Here is a 24,405-nt window from a genome sequence, read left to right as displayed (position 1 = left end):
ACTATCGGGACTCTTCTCTTTTTTCTTTAACCTAAGACCTACAACCTAAAACCTATTTCTTGACTTTCACGACTCTTGCTTGCGGGTTCTGCTTGCCAAGCAAATCGTAAGTGCGGGAGGTACGCAAGCTGCGGAACTGCGCCGGTTGATTGCGCTTGAAAATGGAAATCGTTCCTTCATCGGTCTTGAAGTTTTCTATGTGCGTAATGCCGTTATTCACGTAATCGTCAAGGCCGTACGCATGACGCATGATGTTCAGAACGTCCTTGTCAAACACGGAACCGTCCGGGTCTGTCTGGCGGCGGATAATCGTCATGTTATTTTCGCCTTCGTGGCCCGTATCCCAGGCGATAGGCACGACCTTATTTTGTTTTGCAAGCTTCATCACAGCATCGTAATAAGCAAGGCGGCCTTTGCGATGTTTCGCATAATTGTCACCCGTCAACACGCCCACGCGGTCATTAGCGCCGAACTCACCGATAATCACAGGCACGCCCTTATCGACAAAATTTGTCTTCATTTTGCCGAACTGGTCCTGAATCTGAGCGCTCGTACACTTGTCGCCCATGGCTCCCGCCCAGGCGTTGTAGCCACAATTATGCACGATATCTGCACCTGTCGCAAGGTCATCACCCCAATAGTACTGCGGATAGACCTGAGCGCCCCAATCGACAACATCATTCAATAGCGTGTACGTATAGGGGTCGTAGAAATGCACTTCGACCATCAAGCGGTTCGCAATTACATCTTTCGGGAGCTTGCTTACCGGCATCACTTCACTCGTGCGGTCGATACTTGTCGATGGCCCTTGAATCACGAGCGTACGGCTGGCGTTATTACCCCCCGTTGCACGCACGGCGTCCACAAACGACTGGTGGTACGTCATCAGGATTTCGGTTTCGTGCTTGTAATTTGCGTCAGTTGTGGCAGGCTCGTTAGCGCTTGCGAATAGCAAGTTTTCGTTGTAGTTTTTGAAGTGCGTTGCGATTTGCGTCCAATAAGCCTTCTGCTTAGCGTTCACCTCATCCTTCTTGGCATCTTTCAAGTTTTCTTCGAGCCAGCCGCCATCCCAATGGATATTGAGAACCGTCACGAGCCCCGCGCGCATGCACATATCCACCACCGTCTGCACCGAATCCATCCAACTTTTGTTGATGACGCCGTTACTCGCGTGGCTATCCCAAGCGCAAGGAATGCGGATCGTGCTGAAGCCCGCCGCCTTGACCGAATCAATATACGCCTCGGTCGGGAACTTGTTGCCCCACCCCGTCGGATTCCCTGGAACTTCCATCGTGTTCCCGATGTTTATGCCAAAGCCCATCTTGGCAAACATTTCGTTTGCCGTCGGCAAATCTGCCGCGAAGGAATTTGACGCCAATGCAAAAGAGAACGCGCTGCAAAGAGCAGCAACGCGAATGTGCTGTTTCAACATAGTCAATCCTTTGGTTCTATGCCATTCGCGTTTTATCCCCAAACAACGAAAGATCATACACCAAAGTTAAATATACATCAATACACGGCGAAAGCCTAAATTCCGCCGTTAAAAGTATTGACGATTTGTCAAACAGGTTTGGGCTATGGGGTCGCAACCTTCGGCAGCTTTGGGGCTTGAGCTATGGGGCGAAGCAAGCCGGAATTTTAAGAGTCACAACTTGATTTAAAGAAAGGTCTTCTTTGGCGTACATCGCATGATACCTGTCAAAAAGGGTCGAAGCTTTCGCAGGTTTAACCGGCTTTTGGGGGAACAGCGGATCTCTTTTAGCCTTCCCTTGTATGCATTTTAAATAATTTATTCCGCCCGTAGCAAAGTCCTTCGTAAATCGGATTTCATCACAATATTCTTTGATAATGCCAGAATAACCGGCAATCTCAATGGAATCTTTTTCACTTTCCTCGCCATTACATTCTTGGAAATATTCTCTAGAAAACGAAAGATGGACCTTTTCTGACTTGACAATTTCTTGTGCAGCGACATAGCTCCAAATTTTCCGCGATTGTAATTCCGGTGGCAAATTATCGGAGATATACATACACGGAAGGGGATCCATAAGACGAGTTTGCACTTTTGGCGGCATCCAGGCATAATATAAAATGGACTTAACTTCTTCCAAAAAATCCTTATACTCGGGATGTTCCGTGTTCATCGAGACATTCGTAACGCGGCCACTATCCCCAAACGTAATCGTAGCATCAACAGAAAGATTAAAGCCCTCTTTATAATATCTTTTGAGCGCTCGTTCAAGCCGCCAGCCACAAGGTCTCTTTACACTTTGAATAAGACCCGTTTCAAATTCACGCGGTCGCAAAGTGTCGCTAAGGCTTTTCCCTTCTTTAAGTTCAAAAGTATCGACATAGACATCCACTTTCAACGCTGGTTGACCTGGTAGGGTTTTAAATTCCGCAGTTTTACCCTCTGTAGAAAATTTTCGATCTTTGAAAAAAGTATAAATAGGGGCCAGTTTTTTCATTCTGCCGTAGCCTTGCAACGAATATACAATTCCTTCAAATAAAGTATCCCCAGAATAAGGATTTTCATAGTAGAACAAATAATCAATCAGTTTCCCTTTTTGAAATAAGCTAACAGATAAATTCGCTTCATCCAGATAAACTTCTTTAAGATTTCTTTCAAATTCAACATATTCTTCATCAAGCACAGTTGCCTTCGCAAATTTCTCGATTTCCTTCAAGCTATTCGTTGTGTAGACCAAGCCCTGCGCATTGAAAATGACCATGGAATCTGCTAACGCCAAAGATTCTTGCATAGGTCGCGGTTTTCCAGGAATAAAATCTACAGAAACATCATCACGTTTCTGTTCGCAAGAGAGCAGAAGGAATGCGGCAAGGATGAGTAGAAGGAATTTAGAAACGCCAATCTTCATTATACATCCCTTTTTCGGCAATTTTTTCTTCCACAAAACAAGGCGGAATTTTGAGGGAAGCGCGTCGCAATATCGGCATGTACATGCGATCCCATTCTTCATAAATTGCTTTATTTTTATCAAAGTAATGATTCATATAGTTCTTTTGAAAACTGCCACTAGGCAATTTCTTTTCGTATTCCAAGCATTCATAGCGGATTACCTCACCCGTCGCGATGTCTTTCGAGAATGTAATCTCGTTGCAAACATCTTTCCTTGCATCTGGAGCATTTACAATTTCGACAGAGTCTTTCGCGGTGCGACCATTTTGTTTACAAACCATCCGGTAATCCCTTGAAAATGAGATCAAAAACTTTTCGAAAGAAACTATTTCTTGGGCAGTCACGTCATTACCGATATTCGAGTGAACTTTTGGAGGCATCCATCCATACTTCAAAATAGATTCTATTTCCTTTCTGAATTCTTTATTTTCATGGGGTTTTGTTCGAGCAGAAGGAGAAAATACACTACCATCATCCCCATAGCAAAGGCCCGCAACAATAGATAAACTATCAACATCCTTATAATATCGATAGAACAATCTCTTAAGACGCCAACCCAACGAATTTTTCAAAGTTCGCGCAACCCCTGATTTAAGTTCACTCATGTTTATTTTTTCATCAACCTTCACCCCTTTTTTCAAAAAAATTGTATCGACAAATATTTCGACATTTATTTTCGGGAGTGAGGCCTCATGCGGAAACTCATTGACAATTCCACTTATAGGAATATTCCGTTGCTTGAAAAATTCTTTGATTTTAGCGTTCTTTTTCCATCGCCCAACGCCTTGCAGCGAAAGTAAGGCCCCATCATAATCAGATTGAAAATAATCGTACAAGCGCATCCAAAAATTTTCATTTTTCGGGCGAGCGTAATAAAGCAAATGGTCAATCAATTTGCCATCTGCATATAAATTAATTGACAAATTCGGTTCACCAATTCCAACCATTTCTCTTTGCCACGGTTCCGCCTCAGGATATTCCTCATCAAGATAAGACATCTTTGCAAATTCTTCGATTTCATTAAAGTCATGCGTTGCATAGAGCAAACCCTTTTCGCCATAAATATTCATAGAATCTGCAATAGAAAGCGCTTCGTGCAATCGCAATGGTTTACCAGGAATAAATTTGACATTTTGGGCGACATCCTTCAAGTTTTGCAAACCAAAAGACAACAACGCATACCCTCTAGAAGCCTTCAATCGATTTGCCGTAGTATCCACTTGAATACCGATAAATCCCGTATAAAGTTTCAAAGGAATTTTTTCACCCAAATAATTCCATTGAACATCAACAAAAGTTATTCCCTTAGGAATATTATAAAAGTCCAGTTGTTCGTTCCAATTCGTGTGCTTTACATATTTTTCTTCATTCGAGCGATCATCCTTTGTATAAGGCAAGAACCTTGAAATCCAACCGTTAAAAAGAGGATTGCCGCATCCTTCCGGTTTAAAACTCTTATATATGTTCTTCCAATGTTTTAAATTGATTTTTCCGTCAAAAGTATTGACAAACTCATCCAGTATAGGATTCAGCCCTTTCGACCACCATTTCATATCCAGTTGTTCGGCAAGCCTGTTAAAGGAATCCTTAAGCAACATCCAATCATCCTTGGTACCGTTTATCCTGATTTTGGGGATTCCGCAAAGCGTGTACACATTATACGAATAGTATTGCGACGCAACCGCCATCGTCATAGTGCGAGAAATGTTATAGTCCACCGGACTTGTCGTCGAGAACTTGATTTTCAAGGGTTCGCCCGTTTCTGGAGGTAGCTTCGCCTGCAAAGAATCAAATAAGTTCGCAATCGTCCAAAACCATTCCTTGTGCGTTGATTCAAGAGTCAGCGAATTATCCATAACTGCAATAGAAGTATCCGTTCCCGGAGCAACAAAACGGTCTTTTAATTTTTCGCGATTGTTCTTGACATGGAGGCGAAAGCCATCCAAAATCATAAGCCAAATATCATCTGGATTTATTTCCAAGGAATAATGCTTGGCATAAGCAAGCGCAACGACATTAAAAAAAGACGGACTTTCAGAAGAACCTTTAACAAAGGGGCTTATAGAATCGGAATATGCATAAAAAGCCTTTGAACCGTTCGAGCCCTCATATTTGGCTTTTCTAGAAAAATATTCTGCAAAGCCACCCCTTTTAACAGGCGTTATTTTTTCATTAAACGTGCTATCGTGAACGCTAGTATCCACAACCATGACATACGCGCTCGTATCACGAACAAAGCCTTCAAAATTCTCGGTCGGTTTCGAGGAAATTTCAATCACTTGCTCATCACGTTTCTGTTCGCAAGAAAAGAAAAAGAATGCAACAAGGAGAAAGAAAATAAACTTGTACAAACACGCCATAAGAACAACTTCTTTTTATTGAAATTTATTCTAAAAAAAACGCATTTGCATTTTAAGATTTAGCAAGTCGTGCAGCACATTTGCGGGCATCACGGAGGATTTCATCTTCTCCATCGACATGTCGGCCTCGCATCACGAACTTGCCATTGCACATCACAGAATCGATTGCACTAGAATTTGCTGAATAGACCCAATTGCTATAGATATTGTAGCACGGCACCATACGTTCGTTGTTCAAGTCAATCAGCAAGCAATCTGCGAGATTGCCTTCCGCAATGCGGCCAGCATTGATTCCATAGAACTGCGCAACATTGCACGTAGCCATCTTGAGAGCTTCTTCTGCCGGGAGCGTTTCTGCAGTTCCAAGATACTTCGCGAGGAGTGCAATCGTCTTCATTTCTTCTTGCATGTCGAGATTGTTGTTCGACGAATCGCCATCCGTACCAAGACCAAGCTTCATGCCGTCTTTGATCATTTCGGCAACCTGCGGAATGCCGCTATTCAACTTCATGTTGGAACACGGATTCAGAATTGCCGTTGCACCTGATTCTGCAAAAATCTTGCGGTCAGAAGCCGTGAAATGCGTGCAGTGCGCCGCCGAGAAATTCGAATTCAAACCGCCCAGACGCTTCCAGAATTCCACAGGCGTACAGCCGAACTGTTCCATGCAATTCTTAATTTCAGTCATCGTTTCGGACAAATGCGTGTGAATCTTGTAATTCTCAGCATGAGCAAGATCAATCAGTTCAGCCGTTTTTTTCTCGCCCACCGTGTAAATTGCATGCGGCATTACCACGAGCTGCACGCGTTCCGATTCGCCCGTATGATTCTTCAAAAAATCGATATTCGCCGCCCAAGCATCCTTAGACATCAACGGTTCTGCAAACGTAACGCCAATCGCCGCACGGATTCCCATTTCTTCAACAACGCGCATCGTCTCTTCGCGATGCCAATACATGTCCGTAAAAAACACCGTTCCCGACTTGATCATTTCGAGAACTGCAAGGCGGCTACCAACAGCGATGTCGTCAGGCGTGAGTTTCGCTTCTGTCGGCCAAATGTTTTCGTTGAGCCATTTGCCAAGTTCCATGTCGTCAGCAAAACCACGCAACAAGCTCATCGCTGCATGCGTGTGGCCGTTATAGAATGCGGGCATAATTGCAAAATGCGAACAATCAACTATTTCAGCGCCTTCGTAATCAGCAGGTTCCAGCGGACGCGTCACCTTTTCAAAGAGATTACCGACAACCAAGATGTCGCGCTTTGCGCCATCAAAGAAAACGTTTTTTAAAACAGTCTTTTTGTCCATTGCAATTTTCCCCTATTTTTGACAGGACCACACGAGTCTAATACAACCGCACGAGCCAAATGCGCGCTTAACGATTTTCCAAAAGTTGCTTTACCGAGCGAGCGAACTCTTGCAAGCTCGGGTCACGTGCTCCCATCAACAAAATCGTGTCGCCTGGTTCTGCATATTCTAGCATTTTCTTGGCGCACTCGTTGCGGTCAGCAATGTAAATAGCCTCACAACCCTTGAGAATCAAGTCATCAGCAAGGTCACCCGCGCTAATGTCACGCGTGACCGTTCCGCCAGCGTAATAGATTTCACTGAAGAACATCACATCGTTCTTGCGGTCAAAATCCATATCCATCGGGCGGAGCGTCTTGGCGATAAAGTCCACCAAATCCTTGCGCAAGAATCGCGTCGGACCAAAGCCATGTGGCTGGAACCAGGCAATCACGCGGCCTTCGGTAAAGTCTTGGACGCTCTTGATGCTTGCGGCAATTTTTGCCGGATTGTGAGCAAAGTCATCGACAAGAGTGACTCCGTTGAACGTTCCGAGAATCTGGTGACGGCGGAACACGCCCGGGAAAGACGAAAGCGCATCGGCACACGTATGGAGTGAAACACCTGCACGGAGCGCAGCGGCAGTAGCCGCCAAAGCATTTTCCATATTGTGCTTGCCCGGCAGCGGAATTTCGAACTTCACAAGTTCATTGCCATGACGCACGCGGAACTGAATATGCGTTCCGACAGACTTAAAGTCAATTCCCTGGACGCTCACATAGCTTTCATAGCCAAAGTCAAATTCACGACCGGCGCTAAACTTCTTTGCGAGCGGGTGCGCATCGTTCACAATCAAAATGTGACCTGCGCTCAAGACGTTCTGGCTGAACTTCAAGAAAATTTGTTCAAGCTCGGAGATTTCCTTGTGGTCTTTGTCGATGTTCAAAATGACGCCGATTTCCGGTTCATAGCGAACTAGCGTTCCATCGCTTTCGTCGACTTCGGCAACGAGCCATTCTCCCTTGCCACTCACGGCGTTACCAATCTTGCCTTGTGCTTGCAAATTCACGAGACCAGCACCCGTCATCACAGACGGCTGGAGACCTGCGTATTCCAAAATGTGGTAAACCATCGCGGTCACAGTAGACTTCCCGCTCGTACCGCTAATCGCAATCGTGCGCGCTTCCTTCGAAATTTTCGCGAGCATTTCGCTGCGGTGCATCACCGGAATCCCTAGTTCCTTGGCGCGCTTCAAATCAGGATTCGAATCTTCGATAGCGGTGCTCACCACGACTGCGGTAAGCCCTTCGACAACGCCGGAACCGTCCTGCGCAAAGCACTTGATTCCGCAATCTTCGAGTTGGCTCATGACAAGCGGCTTTTCGGCATTTCCATTCAGGAACTCGCCGAACTGACGGTCGCTACCGCTCACAGCAACGCCCTTGCCCACCAAATACTGCGCGATGGCACTCATGCCCACGCCAGCAACACCGATAAAGAAGTAAGAATTAGTCATTGTTAGGTTATAGGTTTTAGGGATTAGGTTTTAGGTTAAAGTCACACGCACAAGTGCATCGATAACAGGCGGCGAAGCCGCGATTTTTACTCCTACCACCTGTTACCTATGACCTATTACCTACTCAAGCAGCTCCGGGTCTATTGTGGGTTCGTAACCTGGTTCCACGAAATCTTCCGGGGCAATTCCCTTGCGGCGAGCAGCCTTCATCTGCTTGATGAGCTTGCGTTCGGCTGCAACGGCACGGCGCTTGGCGGCAGTAGCCTTCTTCTCAGCGAGGCGCTGTGCACGCGTCTTGCGTTCCTTCACAGGAGCGGCTTCGTCTGGCGAGATTTCCAGCGGTTCTGCGTATTCGTCAAATTCATCATCTTCGTCAAAGCGAATCTGCGCATCGAAATCGCGGAAGCCTTCTTCTTCGTCATACACAGGCGCCGATGCCGGACATTCCTTTTTCAAGAGCTTGAGCACATTTGCAAACGGCTCTTCCATCGGAACCTTGAACGTAAGCTTCTTGTTCGTACGCGGATGAATGAGTTCAATCTTTACAGCCTGCAAAAGCTGCGCCGGAGCAATTTCAAGAACCTTCTCAGCCACCGGCTTCATCAAAGGCGGCACACGGTTCAAACTTTCATCGCGACCGTCATAAAGCGGATCGCCTACAACCGGATGGCCCGTGTAACGGCTATGCACGCGAATCTGGTGCGTACGGCCAGATTCCAGTTGCAATTCCAAGAGTGTTGCAATTGCAAAGAACTGCTTCGCTACGTAATGCGTACGGCTTTCCTTACCGCCCTTTACCACCGCCATCTTGAGACGGTTCTTCGGGTTGCGGCCAATCGGAGCGTCAATCGTTCCTTCAAGGTCACGCGGGCAGCCCCACACAAGCGCATTATACGTGCGGTGGAGCGTACGCGTTTCGAGTTGATGCGCCAAATGCCTGTGAGCAGCATCGTTTTTCGCAACCACCATAAGCCCCGGCGTATCCTTGTCCAGACGGTGGACAATACCCGGACGGAGCGGACCGTTCACGGTCGAAAGATTTTCCTTGAAATGGTACAAAAGTGCTGCGGCAAGCGTTCCCTTACTCACGCCATTGCCCGGGTGCACCACCAAATTGCGTGGCTTGTTGATGACCACGATATCATCATCTTCGTAAACGATGTTCAGCGGAATATCTTCGGGTTCAAGCGTCGATGATTCCTTCTCGATCATCTTTTCAACGACAACCGCCATCCCCGTTTCTACGCGGAAGTTCTTCGCGACTTTGCCACCGCCGACCTTGACTTCGCCCGCTTCAATCAGCTTCTGCACGTCTGTGCGGGAGACATTTTCCATAACGCCGACAAGGAACTTGTCGATACGTTCACCATTATGCTTTTCTTCTACGATGTAATTCATGAATCAGTGGTTAGTGGTTGGTGGTTAGTGGTTAGGACGGCTTCGCCGCAGTTGGTAGAACTTAGACCGCTACGCTCTTAGACCTTAGAGAAAAGAGCAATGTTCTAAGTTCTAAGTTCTAAGTTCTAAGTTCTAAGTTCTAAGTTCTAATTCTTTTTCTTCTTTAATTTGCTTGTGCAACTTACGTAAAATCACGGGAGATAAAATCACGAGGGCAACGCCGACAGTCACAAACGAGTCCGCCACGTTAAACGTCGGGAAACGGGTCATGATAAAATCTGGGAAATCGCAGTCGATAAAGTCCACAACCATCTGCATGCGCATACGGTCAATGAAGTTTCCGACAGCACCGCCGAAAATCATCACGACGCCCAAGCGGCTCAAGTAATCACGCTTGTCGATGGACTTATAGAACCAAACAAGAGCAATCGCCGCCACAATCGAAATCAACAGAAAGAACAGCCAAGGAGGCAAGAACGGCATCAAGTCTTGCGGACGGCTGCTGAACGCAGCACCCTTGTTGTACACAAGTTGGAAACGCACAAGTTCACCAATCACAGGAATTTTCTCGTACGTAAAATTCCCTGCTTCGTCCGTAAAACGCGACACCGCCCACAGTTTAGTCAACTGGTCAGAAATAATGCTAAAAACAATCACCGCCACATGGAACGGCCTCTTATTATAAAACTTCATATTACCTTGCATAAAATTCCTTTTTATAGATTGCTTCGCCCCTGCGGGAATCGCAATGACGATGCCGATGCTTTAGACCCTAGTAAATAGAAACTTATCTAAGCTCTAAGCTCTAAGTTCTAAATTCTAAATTCTTAATCCTCGCGTAGGCTTCATCAATCCACTTGTCCGAATAGAAGTGCATCGATGTTTCCTTCACTATCCGCTTAACGGTATCGCGCGTTATCTTTACTTTCTTGTCCGAAGTGAACACCGACACGCCATCCCCTATCAAGCTCAAGTTCTCTGCCGCCATAAAGAGTGGCCATAGGCAAAAGAGCCTCGTGCGCATCTTGATGTTCGGGATAAGCTTCGTGTAGGCAATAGCATCATCCAAATGACGCCAAGCCTTTTGGACAAGTTCCGAAAGCACGGCACCACACTTCTCGACATCGGCGCCATTCTTGAAGAGTTCACTCGGATGCGCAAAGCCATGACGCTTGCAAATTTCTTCGGGGATAAAGCACACGCGGCGTCCAGAATCTTCGACACAGTCCTTCACAATGTTCACGACCTGCAAGGCAAGCCCAAAGCTAACGTCCAGTTTCGAAAGTTCAGCCTCACGTTTTGCGCCAATCAGGCACGTATCCGCCGAAAAAAGCTTCGTCAAGAGTTTGCCAACAATGCCAGCCACATAGTAGCAGTATTCATCAAGCTCGCCTACATTTTCAAGCGTGAACCAGCCCGACGAAAGCGCCGCCTCCTGGCGGAGCGCAAACTTAGCCATGCCACCGCACATTTCAACAACCACACCGCAAACAGGTTTTCTATAAACCTCGGGGAGCGACTTCAAGAGCGGCACCACGACTTCGGCCTTGGTGCAAAGATCCTTGTTCGGGTCCTCGGAGCCATGCCACGATTCCGGGAGTGCATCCACAAACGCACGGATTTTTTCGGTTTCGAGCGCACCCGTCTTGAACACGTCAGCAAACAGTGCAAGCACGTAATCCTTTTCGCCCGCCTTCATGTCCGGGTCATCTTCGACCGTATCGGCAATGCGCAAATAAAGGTACGCAAGCAAAATACTGCGGTGCAGCTTGCCACGCAAAACCTGGATGTTCAGTGCAAACGTACGCGACACCAGCTGCAAGACATCCTCGGCGTACTTCCACGCCGCCTTGCCTTCGAGCACCTTCTCGCCCACATCTAAAGAATCCAATTTATCAATCATACTTGCTCTACTTGGTCAATGGTCATTAGTCAATAGCCGTCAGACAAGAGGTGAAGGCGATGCCCGATCGGTATCGGGCATGACAAACAAAAACAAACTCATAACATTCCTGTTTACAATCCACTTCCTACTGCCTACTAAGTTCTAAGCTCTAAGTTCTGCCAACTAATACACCTCGAACATTTCCGGCGGCACCTTTTTAGACGCAGCCATCGACTTTACGTACTTCCAGAAACGGCCATGGTCTTCGGCATTGCGGAGCTTATGCGCATAGCTGAGTCCCGCGCGATCCCGAATATTTTCATCCGACATCGTAATACCCTTGCGCTGAATTCCGTAATTCACCCAGCGATATTCCAGATAAAAAGCCGATTGGAACAAGTCCGTGAGCTTGAGTTCCGTCCTGCGCTTCATAAAATTCGCAAGCACCAAGAAAAGGATTACTGTCACAAAGCCGAAGTTCGCCATTTCCGCAAACCCAAATTTTCTCAAAGTCCACACGACAACAGTCGCCGTCGATATGGAAGCCACGGCAGTAAATAGATAATCGCAAAAGCGCAAAAACTTCACACGCCCTGGATTTTTCACGTATTCTTCCAGAACATACGCCCACTTTTCGCCTCGGTCCAATTGCTTTTTCAAAAAAACGACGTACGAAACGTTCCTAAACCAAAAATGGAGCCCCACCCAGAAAAGAACGGGAATCCAAAAAAGATAATCCACAAGAGTATATAATTCCATCATAAAAAAAATTAGAAAATTTGCGAAAAATGAACACTTTGCAGGCGCACGCTAAAGCCCAAATACGAATGTTAATTTTCTTTTACATTTAAGTAAGAATTTTTTTAGGTTTATTTCCCCGTTAAGTCTATCAACATTCCGAAGAATTAGCTAAATTATAACGCCTAAGTTGTTGATAGATTATTAATCGGATGAGGATTGAAGATGCAGGTTGAATGGGAAAGATGCTTGAACTACCTCCACGGAATGCTGTCGGACACGGTATTCAAGACATATTTTGCACAGACCAAACTTGTAAGCCAAACCCCAGGACACGCCGTTATCGCGGTGCCCCCCGGACTTGATGTTAAAGTCTACGCCGCTTACAAAGATCTTATCCGCCTCGCCTGGAAAGACGTTTCCCACGACGAAGCTCCGGTGGAATTTGAATTCCAGCCGCAAGACGTTTACCAGCCGCAAACAAGCTCCTCCGACAACTCTTTCCGCGAATTTATCAAGCCGAGCGTTCCGCTTTCTGGCAGTTTTCGCTTCGAAAACTTCGTCCCGGGCGACAAGGCTCAGCTCGCCTTCAACGCCGCTCTCGCCGTAGCAAGGAATCCTGATGGAACGCAGTACAACCCGCTATTTATTTATGGTTCTTCAGGTCTTGGCAAGACGCACTTGCTCCAATCCATCGGTAACTACATTCTCGAAGAAGACCCGACCAAGCGTGTGATTTACCTCACATCCGAAGACTTCTCGCAGCAATACATGAAGTGCCTGCAAGAAAAACGCATCACTGAAATGTCCGATTTCTACCGCAACGAAGTGGACATTCTCCTGATTGACGACATCCAGAACTGGACGGGCAAGTACGAAACGCAAAACGAATTTTTCTTGATTTTCAACGCACTGCACCAGGCTGGCAAGCAGATTGTGCTTACCTCCGATGCTCCCGCCGCCGAAGTGAAAAACCTCTCCGACCGCCTCGTGAGCCGCTTTTCCTGGGGCTTAACCGTTGACATCCAGCCGCCTGACGTCGAAACGCGCGAAGCCATCCTCCACAAGAAGGCCGAAGAACGCCACCTCGAAATCAGCGACGAAGTCATCCGTTACCTTGCTGAAAATATTGCAAGCAACGTGCGTTGCCTCGAGAGCGCCATCATCAAGCTCACGCTCCAGTCGAGCCTCATGAGCCACGACATCGACATGAATATCGCACAGAAGGTCGTCACCGAAATCGCCCCGACACTCCGTCGCCGCGTAAGCCTAGACTCCGTGCTCCATGCCGTATCGCAGCACTACGAAGTTCCCGAGACTAAGCTCATCGAACCGGGCCGCGGCACCAAGGAAATCTCGAAGGCTCGCCAGGTCGCCATGTTCCTCATGCGCGAACTCTCCCCCATCAGCTTGCAGAGCATCGGTTCCCGTTTTGGCGGCAAGGACCACTCCACCGTTGTGCACGCCATCAAGAGCGTCAAGAAAGAGATGGAAACCGATCCGAGCTTTGCCCGCTTAATTGAAAGCCTCAAGAATACCATACACGACTAGTTTTAAGCAACATAAGCTCTTATGTATCTCCTGTCTTTACAGGAGCTTTTTATTTTATATACAACATTCAATTCTGCAATGCAACGGCCAAGAACAACAGATAAAATAATTCATTTACTTTTAGGGTTACAACATTATTCGTTATTATTAACAAGTATATCCCATTACATAAAAAAAACTATACCCTTGCATTTTATAGCACACCCCCTCTTTACTCATACATATTTTTCATTTTCAAGCGCGGCATCAAGTGAACAGCAACTAAATCTTTTACTATATTTATGCATATGAGTGAATATTTGCATAAATCGTTTGGTCCCGTAATCCCCAAGGATTTCAACAAGGATTATGGTGAACAGGGCTTTTTACTGGAAAACGGCAAGACGCTCCCGGCCCTGACCATCCGTTACGAAACGTACGGCACATTGAACGCCGCCGGCGATAACGCCGTGTGGGTTTGTTCGCCGTTGACCGCCGATGCGCACGCCGCCGGCTGGTACACAGAAAATGACAAGAAGCCCGGCTGGTGGGACGAACTCATCGGACCAGGCAAGGCTATCGATACAGACCGATTCTTTGTAGTTTGCAGCAACATCCTTGGAGGATGCAAGGGCTCTACTGGCCCGGCAACAATCAACCCGCGCACGGGCAAGCCCTACGGCAGTACCTTCCCTACCATTACGATAGGCGACATGGTTCACGCCCAAAAGGAACTCGCAGACGCTCTTGGCATCAAGGAATTCTACAGCGTCATCGGTGGATCCATGGGTGGATTCCAGGCGATGAAATGGGCGATTTACTACCCAGAACAGGTGAAGCGCATCATCGTGATTGCAAGCTCTCCGCGCTTTTCTAGCCAGGCACTCGGCTTTGAAGTCGTGGCCCGCGATGTCATTACGCAGGACCCGAACTTCCACGGCGGTGACTATTACGAAGAAGGTAAGACAAGACCGGACATTGGCCTTGCGAACGCCCGCAAACTCGCGCACATCACGTACCTCTCTGCCGTTGGCATGGAGAAGAAGTTCAAGCGCGCCCAGGACCAGGAAAACAGAAGCCACGCCGTCACTTACTCGACGCCGTACGACTTGAACTTGCCCATCGAAAGCTACTTACGTTATCAGGGAACGAAATTCGTCGACCGCTTTGATGCAAACAGCTACTTGCACATCGCACATGCGACCGACGCGTTCGACCTCGAAACGGAATACGGCAGCATCGAAAACGCATTCAAGGGCATCAAGGCTGAAGTCCTGAACGTGAACCTTTCGACCGACTGGCTTTTCCCGCCGCACGAGAGCCGCCGCATTACAAGCGCGCTCATCAACACCGGCAAGACTGTGACAAGCCTCGAACTCGACACGCAATTTGGCCATGACGGATTCTTGATTGAAGTGGGCGAGCTCGGTAAAGCTGTAGGCCGATTCCTCGATTCTAAGATTATCCCGCAAAACGGAACGCAGGCAGTGCCTGTATTCCACGACCAGAACGACTTTAACCTCCTCGGCAAACTCGTAAAGGAAGGAAGCCATGTACTCGACCTCGGTTGCGGCAGCGGCGACCTGTTGGATTACCTTATCCACAAGAAGAAAGTCTCGGGCTTTGGCATCGAAAAAAACATCAAAGGAATTCTCGACTGCCTCGAAAAAGATGTGCCGGTCATCCAACGCGACTTGGACGAAAGTGGCATTGCCGACCTCAAGGACGGCAGTTTCGACTACGCCATTATCAATCGCACGATTCAGGAAATTCGCGACCCGGTGGCGCTTTTGAACGAGCTTTTGCGTGTTGCAAAGCAAGTCATCGTGACGTTCCCGAATTTTGGGCACTGGTCTGCCCGCGGAAGCCTGATGCTCCACGGACGCATGCCAATTTCCAAAGAACTCCCCTACGAATGGTACGATACGCCGAACATCCGCCTTTTGACGGTGAAGGACTTCTATACGCTGTGCAACAAGGAAGGGTTCAAGATTGAAAACTTGCACTTCCAGAATGAACACAAGATAAGCAAGTTCCTGACCGCCATTGGGCTCCCGAACTTCGGCGCCGAACACGTCATCGCTACGATATCCAAGATTTAATTAATTAAAATCAGGAACTTAGAACTTAGTCAATAGTCATTGGTCTTTAGAGCTTTATAATCAAAAAAAAACACCTAATATAGACTGCGGACAATGACTAACAACTAATAACTTACTAAGTTCTAAGAGCGTAGCGGTCTAAGTTCTACCAACTAATTTTAACTAGTAACTAGGATGCGGCAAAGCCGCAAGAATCAAAATGTCCATAATTTCCATGACCGGGTTCGGCAAAAGCGAATCCACACTGCAAGGAATCACGTGCGTTATCGAAGTGCGCAGCGTGAACAGCCGTTTCCTCGAGATCTCGAGCAAGATTCCAAAGAACTTCGCCTACCTCGAAAACGATTTCAAGGCACAAATCAAGGACAAGCTCGTTCGCGGTTCCGTGAACTTTTCGATTACGCTTGGCGCAGGCAACGCCGGGAACATTCCCGTTTGCTACAACGAAGCCGCTGTGGCAAAGTTCGTGGAAATCACGAAAGCGATGCAGAAGAAATACGGCATTGCAGGCGACATCAAGCTCGAACATGTGCTTGCCATCCCTGAGGTTTTGCAGTTCACGGACGGCAACGGCGACAACGAAGTCTGGGAAAAGCACTTGAAGGCAGAACTCGACAAGGCATTGGATGGCGTCATCGCCATGCGCGAAAAGGAAGGAGCAAACCTCGCCGTAGACCTCACCCGCCGCGTAATCCACCTGAACGAAGTCATCGACAAGATCGAAGTACTCGACCCGCAACGCATTGAAACATGGAAGGTCAAGTTCCGCGAACGCATCAACACGCTCATGAAGGATTCCGAAATCGACGACGTTCGCCTTTTACAAGAAGCCTGCATCATGGCAGACAAGCTCGACATCCACGAAGAAATCACGAGATTCAGGAGCCACAACAAGCTGTTCCTCGACGCGCTCGCCAAGGGCGGCGCCCAGGGCAAGAACCTCGGGTTTATCCTCCAGGAAATGGGCCGTGAAGCAAATACGCTTGGCACCAAGTGCCAAAATGCCGAAATCGCAGCACTTGCCATCGAGCTCAAGAACGAGATCGAGTGCATTAGGGAACAATCAATGAACGTGGCATAAGGCGAAAGCCGAGCGCGCCAAAAATTCTCAACACCATTTCTCAACATGGATTTTTTATCCATAAAAAGCCCTACGAAAGTAGGGCTTTTTGCTTCAAAACAATCTACCTTATAATCAGAAAGAATAAAACATCCACACTCCAACAACAAGCGTCTCGTGCAAATCGCACGGGACGCTTTTTGATTACGACATCAATAAAAAAGGCGATCCCGGCATGCTTCGACTTTGCTCAGCACAGGCTCCGGCCGGGATGACAATATGGAGATGCCCGCGCAATGGCGGGCATGACACTTCCTACCGCCGACTTCCTACTGTCTACTTCTTCTTTGAAGATTTCTTTTTCTTGTCGCTCATCTTGACGCGGCGAGAGCCGGAGCGGATGCGTTCCCACGGGGCAAAGGACATCGTCCCGAACGTGAAACCGAAGAACCAAACGTTAAAAGCCACCCAGAGAATGGCGGCAATGCCTATTCTTCTCCAATCCACAACGACGCTCATATCGACGACAAGTGCCGAGAGTGCCAAGAGCGATGCTATCATGACCGGAGCAAGCATCCTCTTGCCCGCTTTCACGAGAGCGCCGGCCGACGGAGAACCTTCACCGAGTTCCTTGCCCGCCACCAAAGCACAGGCGACAATGCCCGAAAATGCGATAGCGCTAAGCACCGCCCACATGAGCCAAGCCTTGCCTATCATCAGCGGGAACCAGCTTACAAATCCCGTAAGAAGTAGCCACGAAAGCGCAAACGGGAACAAAGCACAGGCGACACTCCACTTGGCAAAGAGCACAAGCAAAAGGGCAAAGCCTGCAAACACGCCAAAGAATATGAGAAGCATGTCCTCGTCACCCCCCAGGGCAAATAGCGCGCCCACAAACGCAGCAAGCGCAAGCAAGCCGCCAAAGCCGCCACGCACACCGCCAAATACAAAGTAGAGCACAAGCATAGAAAGCGCAGCTACAAAAATGTACTGTGCAGAATTCCATGCCGACATAACATTTGTGAACTTCACAATCCACATGCCAAGCGCTTCAGAAGCCCCCAGCGGCAGCGACGCCATCTGTTGCCAGCCAGTCGCAAGGAACGCCACCGCAAAGCCGACCATCAACAGCACAAAAATCAGGCGAAAGCGGAGGGAAAGTTCCAAAAGCTTTTGCACTTTGCCCGGTTTTTCACGTAATTCCATTATTTACCTCGAAATCAACAGTTTTTGTTTTTTAGTCCAAGTTTGAGTTTTGGTCTTCGTCCTAGTTTCCGAAGAAGTTTCATCATTCGAAATCTTCGTCTTGCTACGAACAACGTAGTGATAAAGTCCATTAGCAAGCAGACGACCGAAATTATCACGACCATCCCAGTGCGTTACGCCAGACACCGCATTCTTGATGACCTTGACGAGTCTACCGTGCTGGTTGTAAATAAAGATGTTCACGTCGGGGTCCAAATCAGACGAGAGATTCTTAAAGTAGAACGTCGTTCCCTTCTTACCCATCGGATTTGGCACGTTGAACACGTCCGCAAGCCCAGTCTCGAGCTTTTCCGTAATATCAAGATAGACGCTCTTTGTAGAAAGGTTTCCGAGAACATCCATCGCACGAACTTTAAACAAATATATTCCCGGCGGATAAAGTTCCGTCGTCAAGGACTTGCGGGCTACAGCGCGCTTGGAAGACTGTTCCAAGAAAGGAAACGGGTGGTACGGGTCTTCAAGACCAATCATTTCGAAAGAAATGCCTTCATCGGCCTGTTCGCGATAATCCAAGGCTGTTTCATCTTCGACAACCACCTGCAAACACGCCGGAGTCTGGAGCTTTACATGCTGATGGTCCGAAAAAGAAACTTTTTCACCGGCATTGCACAACTGGATTTTGATTGTCGGCGGCGTCTTGTCGTTCAAGGAATCTGCGAAATTTGACACCCCCGTAATCTTGATGTTCTTCTCAAAATATCGTCCGACAGCGACATCATTTGAAGAATAGGCCCAGGCGCGCAATTCAGCGAGCGAATCGCCGATATTCAATTTTTTCGGAGTCACAAATTCCGTTTCGAATCGCCCTCCGACCACAGGAACAACTTCTGAATAAATTAGCGAGCCATCGTACTTGACATCGGCATAATGCGATGTCGAAATCATGTCAAGGCGCTTAGTATAGCGCCCTTCCCTAAGCGTCAAGGCGATATTTCCGGAAGACATTCCCGAAACCTTTCCAGAAAGTTTTACCTTATCCAAAGCCTTGATGGAGTCCACAGGTGCGTCAAGGGTGATTTTCATATCGGCAATCGGCATACGGATTACGGGCTCGCCCATGAACACGTAATGTTCAGAGTTGAATACGTTGGTCGAGTAAGTCGGGTTACTGGTACGGTGAGTGAATACGTTGTCCTTAGCCTGCATATAGGCAATCCCCAGATAATTGCCATTCTTGAGCAAAGCGCGGCTCACAAAATTCTTGGCAAAGATTTCGTTAGGGTTAGCGTAAGTTTCACGTGCAGCGCCAACGGCCGCAATAGCACCAGCCTGAGGCAAAAGTACAATCGCCTCGGTCATGGATCTTTGACCGCCCTCATCAAAACGCCCGACAGTGCAGGAATACGAATTCAGCACGGTGTAGCGTTTTTTATTCGTAAAGCGAGAGAAGTAAGATAGCTTGAGCAAGCCTTCAGACGCCCAAGCCACCTTAGAGCCGTGCCCATAGTATATGGTCATCAAGGCGCCCTGGTTCAAAATATTCAGAAAGTCATTTGCGGCTTCCTGCTTTTGACCTGCTGCATCGGCTTCGTAATCCAGGAGGTAAACCTTCTTCATGTTCATCCTGTAGCCAAGAGATTCGGCGGTTGTGTCAATCATGTTCGCCAAATTTTCCTGGTAAATAGTATGGTCCATCGGATCGTCAGAAGTGCCATTTTTGTGGTCATCGGCAGTAAGTAACAGCGTTGAACGCCATTCACTATGATCAAACCTCTGGATTTCATCGTAATCACGAGCTTTTTCGTTGTAGTTGTTGAACTCCTGGACAGAAGCAACCGGCAAGCGACCAACAGCAACATCGGTATCATACGGCTTACCGCTACGGACAACTTCACCAGAGTCGAGAACGCTAAAGAAGTCTTCGGTCACCGAAGATTCCTTTTCGAATGGAGGCATGTAGTTTGGTCCAAGCTTGGTTCCACGGTAGTCATAATGGCCGGCCCCCGCAAGCAAGACAAAACGCAAGTCCGGGCAAACACTGCGTGCATAAGCGATATAGTTTCGAATCGCCACCGGAGACAGAGCGCCACCCGTATAGTGTCTGTAAATATTTTCAACCGGGACTACAGCCGTGACAAAGGGAGTCGATGCCTTGTCGCTAGAGCGGAACATTGCCAAAGCTTCTGCTGGTTCAAGGAATTCCTCGGGAGCGATGATGAGGTATTCCGTCTTCGAAGAAATCTGAGCCAGTTTCTGCACCGAGTTATTTGACGGGGCACGGATGCCCTTTAGGGTCAACGTCTTGCGGCGGTCAGAATCGCGATAAATCAAATAACGGACATCTTCATCCTTACCAATGCTATCGACAGCAAAGCCATCAACAACCTTCAAGAGCCCAACAGGCGCCAAATCCTTGAACTTCATCAATCGAAGTCCGGAATCCTTTCCTACCGGAATGCGAATCACGCCAGTCGCAAAACCAGGCAGCATCCACTCGGCAGAGTCAATTTGGACCTTGGCCGGATCCCACTGGTAAGCTACCGTGTAACCATCAAACCGGTCGTTCTGGTAAGTGTTGTCGTAAATGGTCAGCTCATATTCATTGTCGGAATCTTTCAAAGCGTCCGTCGCCATGCTAAAGTTTCCACCGGGCAGCAAGTCCCCACTTTTCCAATAGAGTTCTTCGCCACTCACCTTTGAATAAGATTTTCCATTGACAGTCAACTTAAAGCAGATGTAGCTATAGCGCTTTAAATAGGAACTATCCGAAAACATCGTGCTTGAACTCTGCGAACGGAATGGGAAGAACGAAAGCGAAACAAAGCCCTTACCATCGGAAATGCGTCCAGGCAGATTACTCGTTGACGCCTTGAACTCCAGGTCCTTTGCCGACAGTTCAGCAACTTCTCCCTGCTCACGCCATTTCCAGAAATACTCCTTACCGGTCGTCTTTTCCCAATCCTGACCGCGACCGTAGTAGGCATCGCGTAACAGTTCGTCTCTTTCGGCACGCACATAGCGCAGCCATTCAACGCTCTTTGCAGTAGACTTCGGCGACTCAAGCGTTTCTAGACGCTTGCCCTTCCCCGTCTGCTTATATCCGAAGACAAAATGCTGGTAATAGGAAAACGGCGAATAAGAATGGAAATAACCAACATTCGACGTAGGCACATCAGCAATTTCAGTCGGTTCAGAATCGATGCGCTTCCAGAACGCGTTGCCGTACCCGACAAAAAGGACGGAGTCGCCTTCATCAAAGATTCCATTGGAATTGCGGTCATCGACTTTGATTGGCAGTTCAAAGAGCTGGTTCGGATTGCGCAGCTTTGTGCCAGGTCCCATATCTGGGAGCGTATCCGGCGAAGCTCCGTAAACGCAAAGTCTTTCAACAGGAATTCCTTTCACATCGCTTTCGCTACGACCAATCCTCGCTACTGCCGCACGGACGGCGTTAAAACTGACCCCATACAAGCCATCTTCGCTAAAAGTGGCCATATTCTCATCACCAACAACTAGTTCGGCCAACTGTACGATACCATCAATTTCAGAGTTCGCTTCACGACGCAAACCGGAACGTGCAGCAAGTCCAAACTGAGCAGCCGCTTTTTCGTTCACGACCTGCATAAGCGCACGGGCTCCAGGATTTCGGCCACTAGCCGAAGCAGAGGCGAACTCGACATTCAGGCGGAAATTCTTGCGAAGCGCAATGGAGGAACCTTCCCTGACATAAAGCGGAACAAACACATCGACCATCCACAAGTTATCCTTGAGGAACGGGCTCGATACATCGATAGACTGAATTTTTACCGGAGTCGACTTGCAGGGGGCACCGCCAAGAGAAACGAGACGGTTGTTCGTCACAGAAACAGAAGGCATCGCCTGAGACGGGAGTGCCACACGGTAATGGCGAACCGGAACATCACCGGAACTCACATAGAATGCATTTTCGGGATCGAAACGCAGTCCCGAGCCATCCTCGCAAGATTTCGTTGACGAGTCCAAGACTTCATCGTCAAAGACAAAACGATTCTTGGAATCCTCCACAACAGAAGAGGCCAAGCTAGAAACTGTTGCACAGGCAACAAATAGAATCTGAAATTTTTTGATGATAGACTTCACAAATTCTAAAATAGTAAAAAACAGAAATGGAGATGCCCTCCCGGAACGGGGTCCGGGATGACAAGCGGCGGGCATGACAAATGGTAACATCTTTTTGGGTGTTAAAATCAGGGTCTCGTAATGACCATTTCAAGGAATCCGTTGCCGGTTGTACGCATTTCTACGATTTCCCCACTCGAAGCCTTCGCCTTAAAGACGGTAATATATTCGGGACGCACGCCCTTGGAAAGAATCATTTCGATTTCCTTCGACGAAATCATATATTTCGAATTCCAGTTATCCATGTACCAGTGCCATGGCTGCCAGTTGAAAATACCACGGGTGGACTGCACAAAAGCGCGGAGCATCATGGAATATTCATATTTTAGAAAACCGCGGTAATCGTTGACCTCATTACGCTTCTCGATGAGCGTTTTCTTGGAGAAGTCCGGATCGTAACGGAGAGGAGTATCATCGGGATTGTCATAGGTAAAGCGAATCAACTTGTTCAACACGGAAATTTTCAGATTCGGGCGGTCCAAGTGAACAAAAGCCTTGTCAGAAATTTGTCTGTAATCACGAAAGACGACATCGGGAGTGAGGACCTTGTTGAGCTTGAGCGGGACCGGCTTTGCATCGAGCGTACCCAGTTCGTAAAAAACGACAACCTCCCCTGCCCCCTTTGGCAAGAGTACCGCAAGCAGAGGCATTTCGCGCTCTGTAATCACCCAAATCATCTTCGGCTTGTTCGTCGAATTCAAAAGCGGATCCAGAACTTTTGACACCGACGGATCGCGGACGCCGTTGACATCCCATTCCATCCACGTTCCTGTGCCACCGACAGAATCAAGCACGTCAAAGAGGCGACTGCCTAAAAAGCCGTCCTTTGCTTCGACAGCGCCATAAATTTTAGCGGAACCAGCCGATTTCGCTTTCGATGAAGATGCGGGAGCCGCGAACGCCGACGTTACAAGAACAGACAAAAGTGCGCATACAGCAAAAACATTACGCATAAACTCTAAGTCCTATATTCAAAATTACGGTAACCTGTAAACTTAAAAGCCAATCGGCTCAAACAGCGATTCGTCCAGACGTGAATACTGCAAGTGGTACTTTTTGTCGAGCCAGTAGAGAGCAAGTTTGGCTCCGCTCCAGTTCTTCTTCGCGGCAGTCGCTTCGACACCCTTCGTAATAAGCGGGAGCGTTTCAATCAAGTCAAGTTTCCACTTGGTATCGTCCCAATTAAAGAGCATTATCGGGACCTTCGGGCTAGACACAAGGCCTACACTTCCACGATCGTTCTTGACTTCGAACGGTCCCATTTTTACGCGATCGACCACATCCAAAAATCCGCTATCGTAGAGGAGCAGATAAAGCATACGGTAATCCGGTACGGTCCAGAGATGTTCGCGCTCATAGAGCCTGTAAAGCACAATGGCGTAGGCCTCGTAGAACTGGCACGTATCCATCGCGGCGGCATCGTAAGTCTTGGCATGGCGTTCAAGCTCATCAAGCCAGGGTTCAGACGGGTCTGTCAAGAAATCAAGCAACACATCATGCGGAGCGTGATTTTTGACCGATTCCTTGAAGAGCGCATACATGCCCTCAAGCATCGCAAGCTTATCCGCTTCCTGGGCTTGCACCTTTGCATCACGGACAGCAGCGGTCTCGGTGGGTTCGCCTGCGGAACCTTGTGAAGACCCGGCGCAACCCGACATAATTGCAAATACGCTCACCAAAAGCGCAAGAACTATTTTATTTTTCAGAACATGCATCGCGATACCTACCTGAAAATGAATCTGGATGAACTTTTACGAGCCTGTTCCCTGAAAGGTTACCAAGGCAGTGGCCCGGGTGGCCAACACAGGAACAAGACCAATACCGGCGTTCATCTTACGTTACAACAATATAATTTAGAAATTAAGTCTTCCGAAAGCAGGAGCGCAAAAGAGAACAAAATTCACGCGCTCCACCGCATGCAAATGGCGCTTGCACTGAACGTGCGCGAAGAACCTCCCGAAGTCGAAATGAAGTTTCCGGGGAGCAACGGGCATATCCAGCCGAGCAACCCGCAGTTTCCGCTGTTTGTCGCCCACGTCTTTGACATCATGGCGACAAAGAATGGCGATACAAAAGCCGCCGCAGCGGCTTTCGGGCTTAGCCCGAGTGCGCTCGTGAAAATTCTAAGGCAAGACAAGGCATGCGCCGCGAAGTTGCAAGGGAACCGCGTCGAAAACGGAAAAGCCAAGTTGCATCTATAAGATTTGCACGCCCGTCATTGTGGACTACAAAATGCATGTAAAC

Annotated in this window: 17 protein-coding genes; 4 read left to right on the top strand and 13 right to left on the bottom strand. The window is 48.0% G+C overall.

What is annotated here, in order from left to right; all coding sequences use genetic code 11:
- Positions 1-52: 52 nt before the first annotated feature.
- From B3A20_RS03640 to B3A20_RS03600, 9 genes are all read right to left on the bottom strand, one after another.
- Entirely contained in the window at positions 53-1,432 is a 1,380-nt protein-coding gene (locus tag B3A20_RS03640; RefSeq protein ID WP_290761950.1) for a glycoside hydrolase family 5 protein, read from the bottom strand.
- A gap of 181 nt (positions 1,433-1,613) precedes the next feature.
- Entirely contained in the window at positions 1,614-2,879 is a 1,266-nt protein-coding gene (locus B3A20_RS03635) for a hypothetical protein (protein ID WP_290761947.1), read from the bottom strand.
- Complete coding sequence (locus B3A20_RS03630) at positions 2,860-5,280, bottom strand: DUF4419 domain-containing protein (RefSeq protein WP_290761944.1); 2,421 nt, start codon at positions 5,278-5,280, stop codon at positions 2,860-2,862. The genes B3A20_RS03635 and B3A20_RS03630 overlap by 20 nt, the downstream gene beginning before the upstream one ends.
- A gap of 52 nt (positions 5,281-5,332) precedes the next feature.
- Positions 5,333-6,589, bottom strand: a complete 1,257-nt coding sequence (locus B3A20_RS03625; protein ID WP_290761941.1) for an amidohydrolase — start codon at positions 6,587-6,589, stop codon at positions 5,333-5,335.
- A 67-nt stretch (positions 6,590-6,656) separates the two neighbouring features.
- Positions 6,657-8,084, bottom strand: coding sequence for a UDP-N-acetylmuramate--L-alanine ligase (locus B3A20_RS03620; protein WP_290761938.1), 1,428 nt, complete (start codon positions 8,082-8,084; stop codon positions 6,657-6,659).
- A gap of 120 nt (positions 8,085-8,204) precedes the next feature.
- Positions 8,205-9,482: an RluA family pseudouridine synthase gene (locus B3A20_RS03615; protein ID WP_173563171.1), complete on the bottom strand. Its 1,278-nt coding sequence runs from the start codon at positions 9,480-9,482 to the stop codon at positions 8,205-8,207.
- Between the two features lie 132 nt (positions 9,483-9,614).
- The gene (lspA, locus tag B3A20_RS03610; RefSeq protein ID WP_290761933.1) at positions 9,615-10,175 is read right to left on the bottom strand and encodes a signal peptidase II; all 561 of its coding nucleotides are present in this window, start codon (positions 10,173-10,175) and stop codon (positions 9,615-9,617) included.
- A 112-nt stretch (positions 10,176-10,287) separates the two neighbouring features.
- A complete protein-coding gene (locus B3A20_RS03605; protein WP_290761931.1) occupies positions 10,288-11,385 on the bottom strand; it encodes a squalene/phytoene synthase family protein in 1,098 nt (365 codons plus the stop codon).
- A gap of 165 nt (positions 11,386-11,550) precedes the next feature.
- The gene (locus tag B3A20_RS03600; RefSeq protein ID WP_290761928.1) at positions 11,551-12,027 is read right to left on the bottom strand and encodes a hypothetical protein; all 477 of its coding nucleotides are present in this window, start codon (positions 12,025-12,027) and stop codon (positions 11,551-11,553) included.
- 303 nt (positions 12,028-12,330) lie between these two features.
- On the opposite strand from B3A20_RS03600, the gene dnaA reads away from it, so the two are divergent.
- The 3 genes from dnaA to B3A20_RS03585 all read left to right on the top strand — a co-directional run bounded on the left by dnaA (position 12,331) and on the right by B3A20_RS03585 (position 16,818).
- The gene (gene dnaA, locus B3A20_RS03595; protein ID WP_290761925.1) at positions 12,331-13,656 is read left to right on the top strand and encodes a chromosomal replication initiator protein DnaA; all 1,326 of its coding nucleotides are present in this window, start codon (positions 12,331-12,333) and stop codon (positions 13,654-13,656) included.
- 287 nt (positions 13,657-13,943) lie between these two features.
- On the top strand, positions 13,944-15,737 hold the full coding sequence (gene metX / locus B3A20_RS03590) for a homoserine O-acetyltransferase MetX (protein WP_290761922.1): 1,794 nt from the start codon (positions 13,944-13,946) through the stop codon (positions 15,735-15,737).
- 199 nt (positions 15,738-15,936) lie between these two features.
- Positions 15,937-16,818 (top strand): YicC/YloC family endoribonuclease, encoded by an 882-nt coding sequence (locus B3A20_RS03585; protein WP_290761919.1) that lies wholly within the window; start codon positions 15,937-15,939, stop codon positions 16,816-16,818.
- A 315-nt stretch (positions 16,819-17,133) separates the two neighbouring features.
- Here the strand turns inward: B3A20_RS03585 and B3A20_RS03580 are convergent, their stop codons facing one another.
- The 4 genes from B3A20_RS03580 to B3A20_RS03565 all read right to left on the bottom strand — a co-directional run bounded on the left by B3A20_RS03580 (position 17,134) and on the right by B3A20_RS03565 (position 23,876).
- Positions 17,134-18,003, bottom strand: a complete 870-nt coding sequence (locus tag B3A20_RS03580; protein WP_290761918.1) for a hypothetical protein — start codon at positions 18,001-18,003, stop codon at positions 17,134-17,136.
- Positions 18,004-18,006: 3 nt separating this feature from the next.
- Positions 18,007-22,122 carry a C25 family cysteine peptidase gene (locus B3A20_RS03575; protein WP_290761916.1) on the bottom strand — a complete coding sequence of 1,372 codons (4,116 nt, stop codon included), beginning with the start codon at positions 22,120-22,122 and terminating at the stop codon, positions 18,007-18,009.
- A 107-nt stretch (positions 22,123-22,229) separates the two neighbouring features.
- On the bottom strand, positions 22,230-23,114 hold the full coding sequence (locus B3A20_RS03570) for a hypothetical protein (RefSeq protein ID WP_290761913.1): 885 nt from the start codon (positions 23,112-23,114) through the stop codon (positions 22,230-22,232).
- 42 nt (positions 23,115-23,156) lie between these two features.
- Positions 23,157-23,876 carry a hypothetical protein gene (locus B3A20_RS03565; protein ID WP_290761911.1) on the bottom strand — a complete coding sequence of 240 codons (720 nt, stop codon included), beginning with the start codon at positions 23,874-23,876 and terminating at the stop codon, positions 23,157-23,159.
- On the opposite strand from B3A20_RS03565, the gene B3A20_RS03560 reads away from it, so the two are divergent.
- Complete coding sequence (locus B3A20_RS03560) at positions 23,871-24,362, top strand: peptide chain release factor family protein (RefSeq protein WP_290761908.1); 492 nt, start codon at positions 23,871-23,873, stop codon at positions 24,360-24,362. The two genes, B3A20_RS03565 and B3A20_RS03560, sit on opposite strands and share 6 nt — an antisense overlap.
- Positions 24,363-24,405 lie beyond the last annotated feature (43 nt).

The organism is Fibrobacter sp. UBA4297, assembly GCF_002394865.1.
GTDB lineage: Bacteria > Fibrobacterota > Fibrobacteria > Fibrobacterales > Fibrobacteraceae > Fibrobacter.
Note: the sequence above shows the minus strand (reverse complement) of the source record. Positions and strands in the feature narration are given on the sequence as shown.

Excerpts from the sequence above, each read along its gene's own strand:
- B3A20_RS03640 (WP_290761950.1), bottom strand. The coding sequence starts at position 1,432 with ATGTTGAAACAGCACATTCGCGTTGCTGCTCTTTGCAGCGCGTTCTCT.
- B3A20_RS03635 (WP_290761947.1), bottom strand. The coding sequence starts at position 2,879 with ATGAAGATTGGCGTTTCTAAATTCCTTCTACTCATCCTTGCCGCATTC.
- B3A20_RS03630 (WP_290761944.1), bottom strand. The coding sequence starts at position 5,280 with ATGGCGTGTTTGTACAAGTTTATTTTCTTTCTCCTTGTTGCATTCTTT.
- B3A20_RS03625 (WP_290761941.1), bottom strand. The coding sequence starts at position 6,589 with ATGGACAAAAAGACTGTTTTAAAAAACGTTTTCTTTGATGGCGCAAAG.
- B3A20_RS03620 (WP_290761938.1), bottom strand. The coding sequence starts at position 8,084 with ATGACTAATTCTTACTTCTTTATCGGTGTTGCTGGCGTGGGCATGAGT.
- B3A20_RS03615 (WP_173563171.1), bottom strand. The coding sequence starts at position 9,482 with ATGAATTACATCGTAGAAGAAAAGCATAATGGTGAACGTATCGACAAG.
- lspA (WP_290761933.1), bottom strand. The coding sequence starts at position 10,175 with ATGAAGTTTTATAATAAGAGGCCGTTCCATGTGGCGGTGATTGTTTTT.
- B3A20_RS03605 (WP_290761931.1), bottom strand. The coding sequence starts at position 11,385 with ATGATTGATAAATTGGATTCTTTAGATGTGGGCGAGAAGGTGCTCGAA.
- dnaA (WP_290761925.1), top strand. The coding sequence starts at position 12,331 with ATGCAGGTTGAATGGGAAAGATGCTTGAACTACCTCCACGGAATGCTG.
- metX (WP_290761922.1), top strand. The coding sequence starts at position 13,944 with ATGAGTGAATATTTGCATAAATCGTTTGGTCCCGTAATCCCCAAGGAT.
- B3A20_RS03585 (WP_290761919.1), top strand. The coding sequence starts at position 15,937 with ATGTCCATAATTTCCATGACCGGGTTCGGCAAAAGCGAATCCACACTG.
- B3A20_RS03580 (WP_290761918.1), bottom strand. The coding sequence starts at position 18,003 with ATGGAATTACGTGAAAAACCGGGCAAAGTGCAAAAGCTTTTGGAACTT.
- B3A20_RS03570 (WP_290761913.1), bottom strand. The coding sequence starts at position 23,114 with ATGCGTAATGTTTTTGCTGTATGCGCACTTTTGTCTGTTCTTGTAACG.
- B3A20_RS03560 (WP_290761908.1), top strand. The coding sequence starts at position 23,871 with ATGCATCGCGATACCTACCTGAAAATGAATCTGGATGAACTTTTACGA.
- B3A20_RS03565 (WP_290761911.1), bottom strand. The coding sequence starts at position 23,876 with ATGCATGTTCTGAAAAATAAAATAGTTCTTGCGCTTTTGGTGAGCGTA.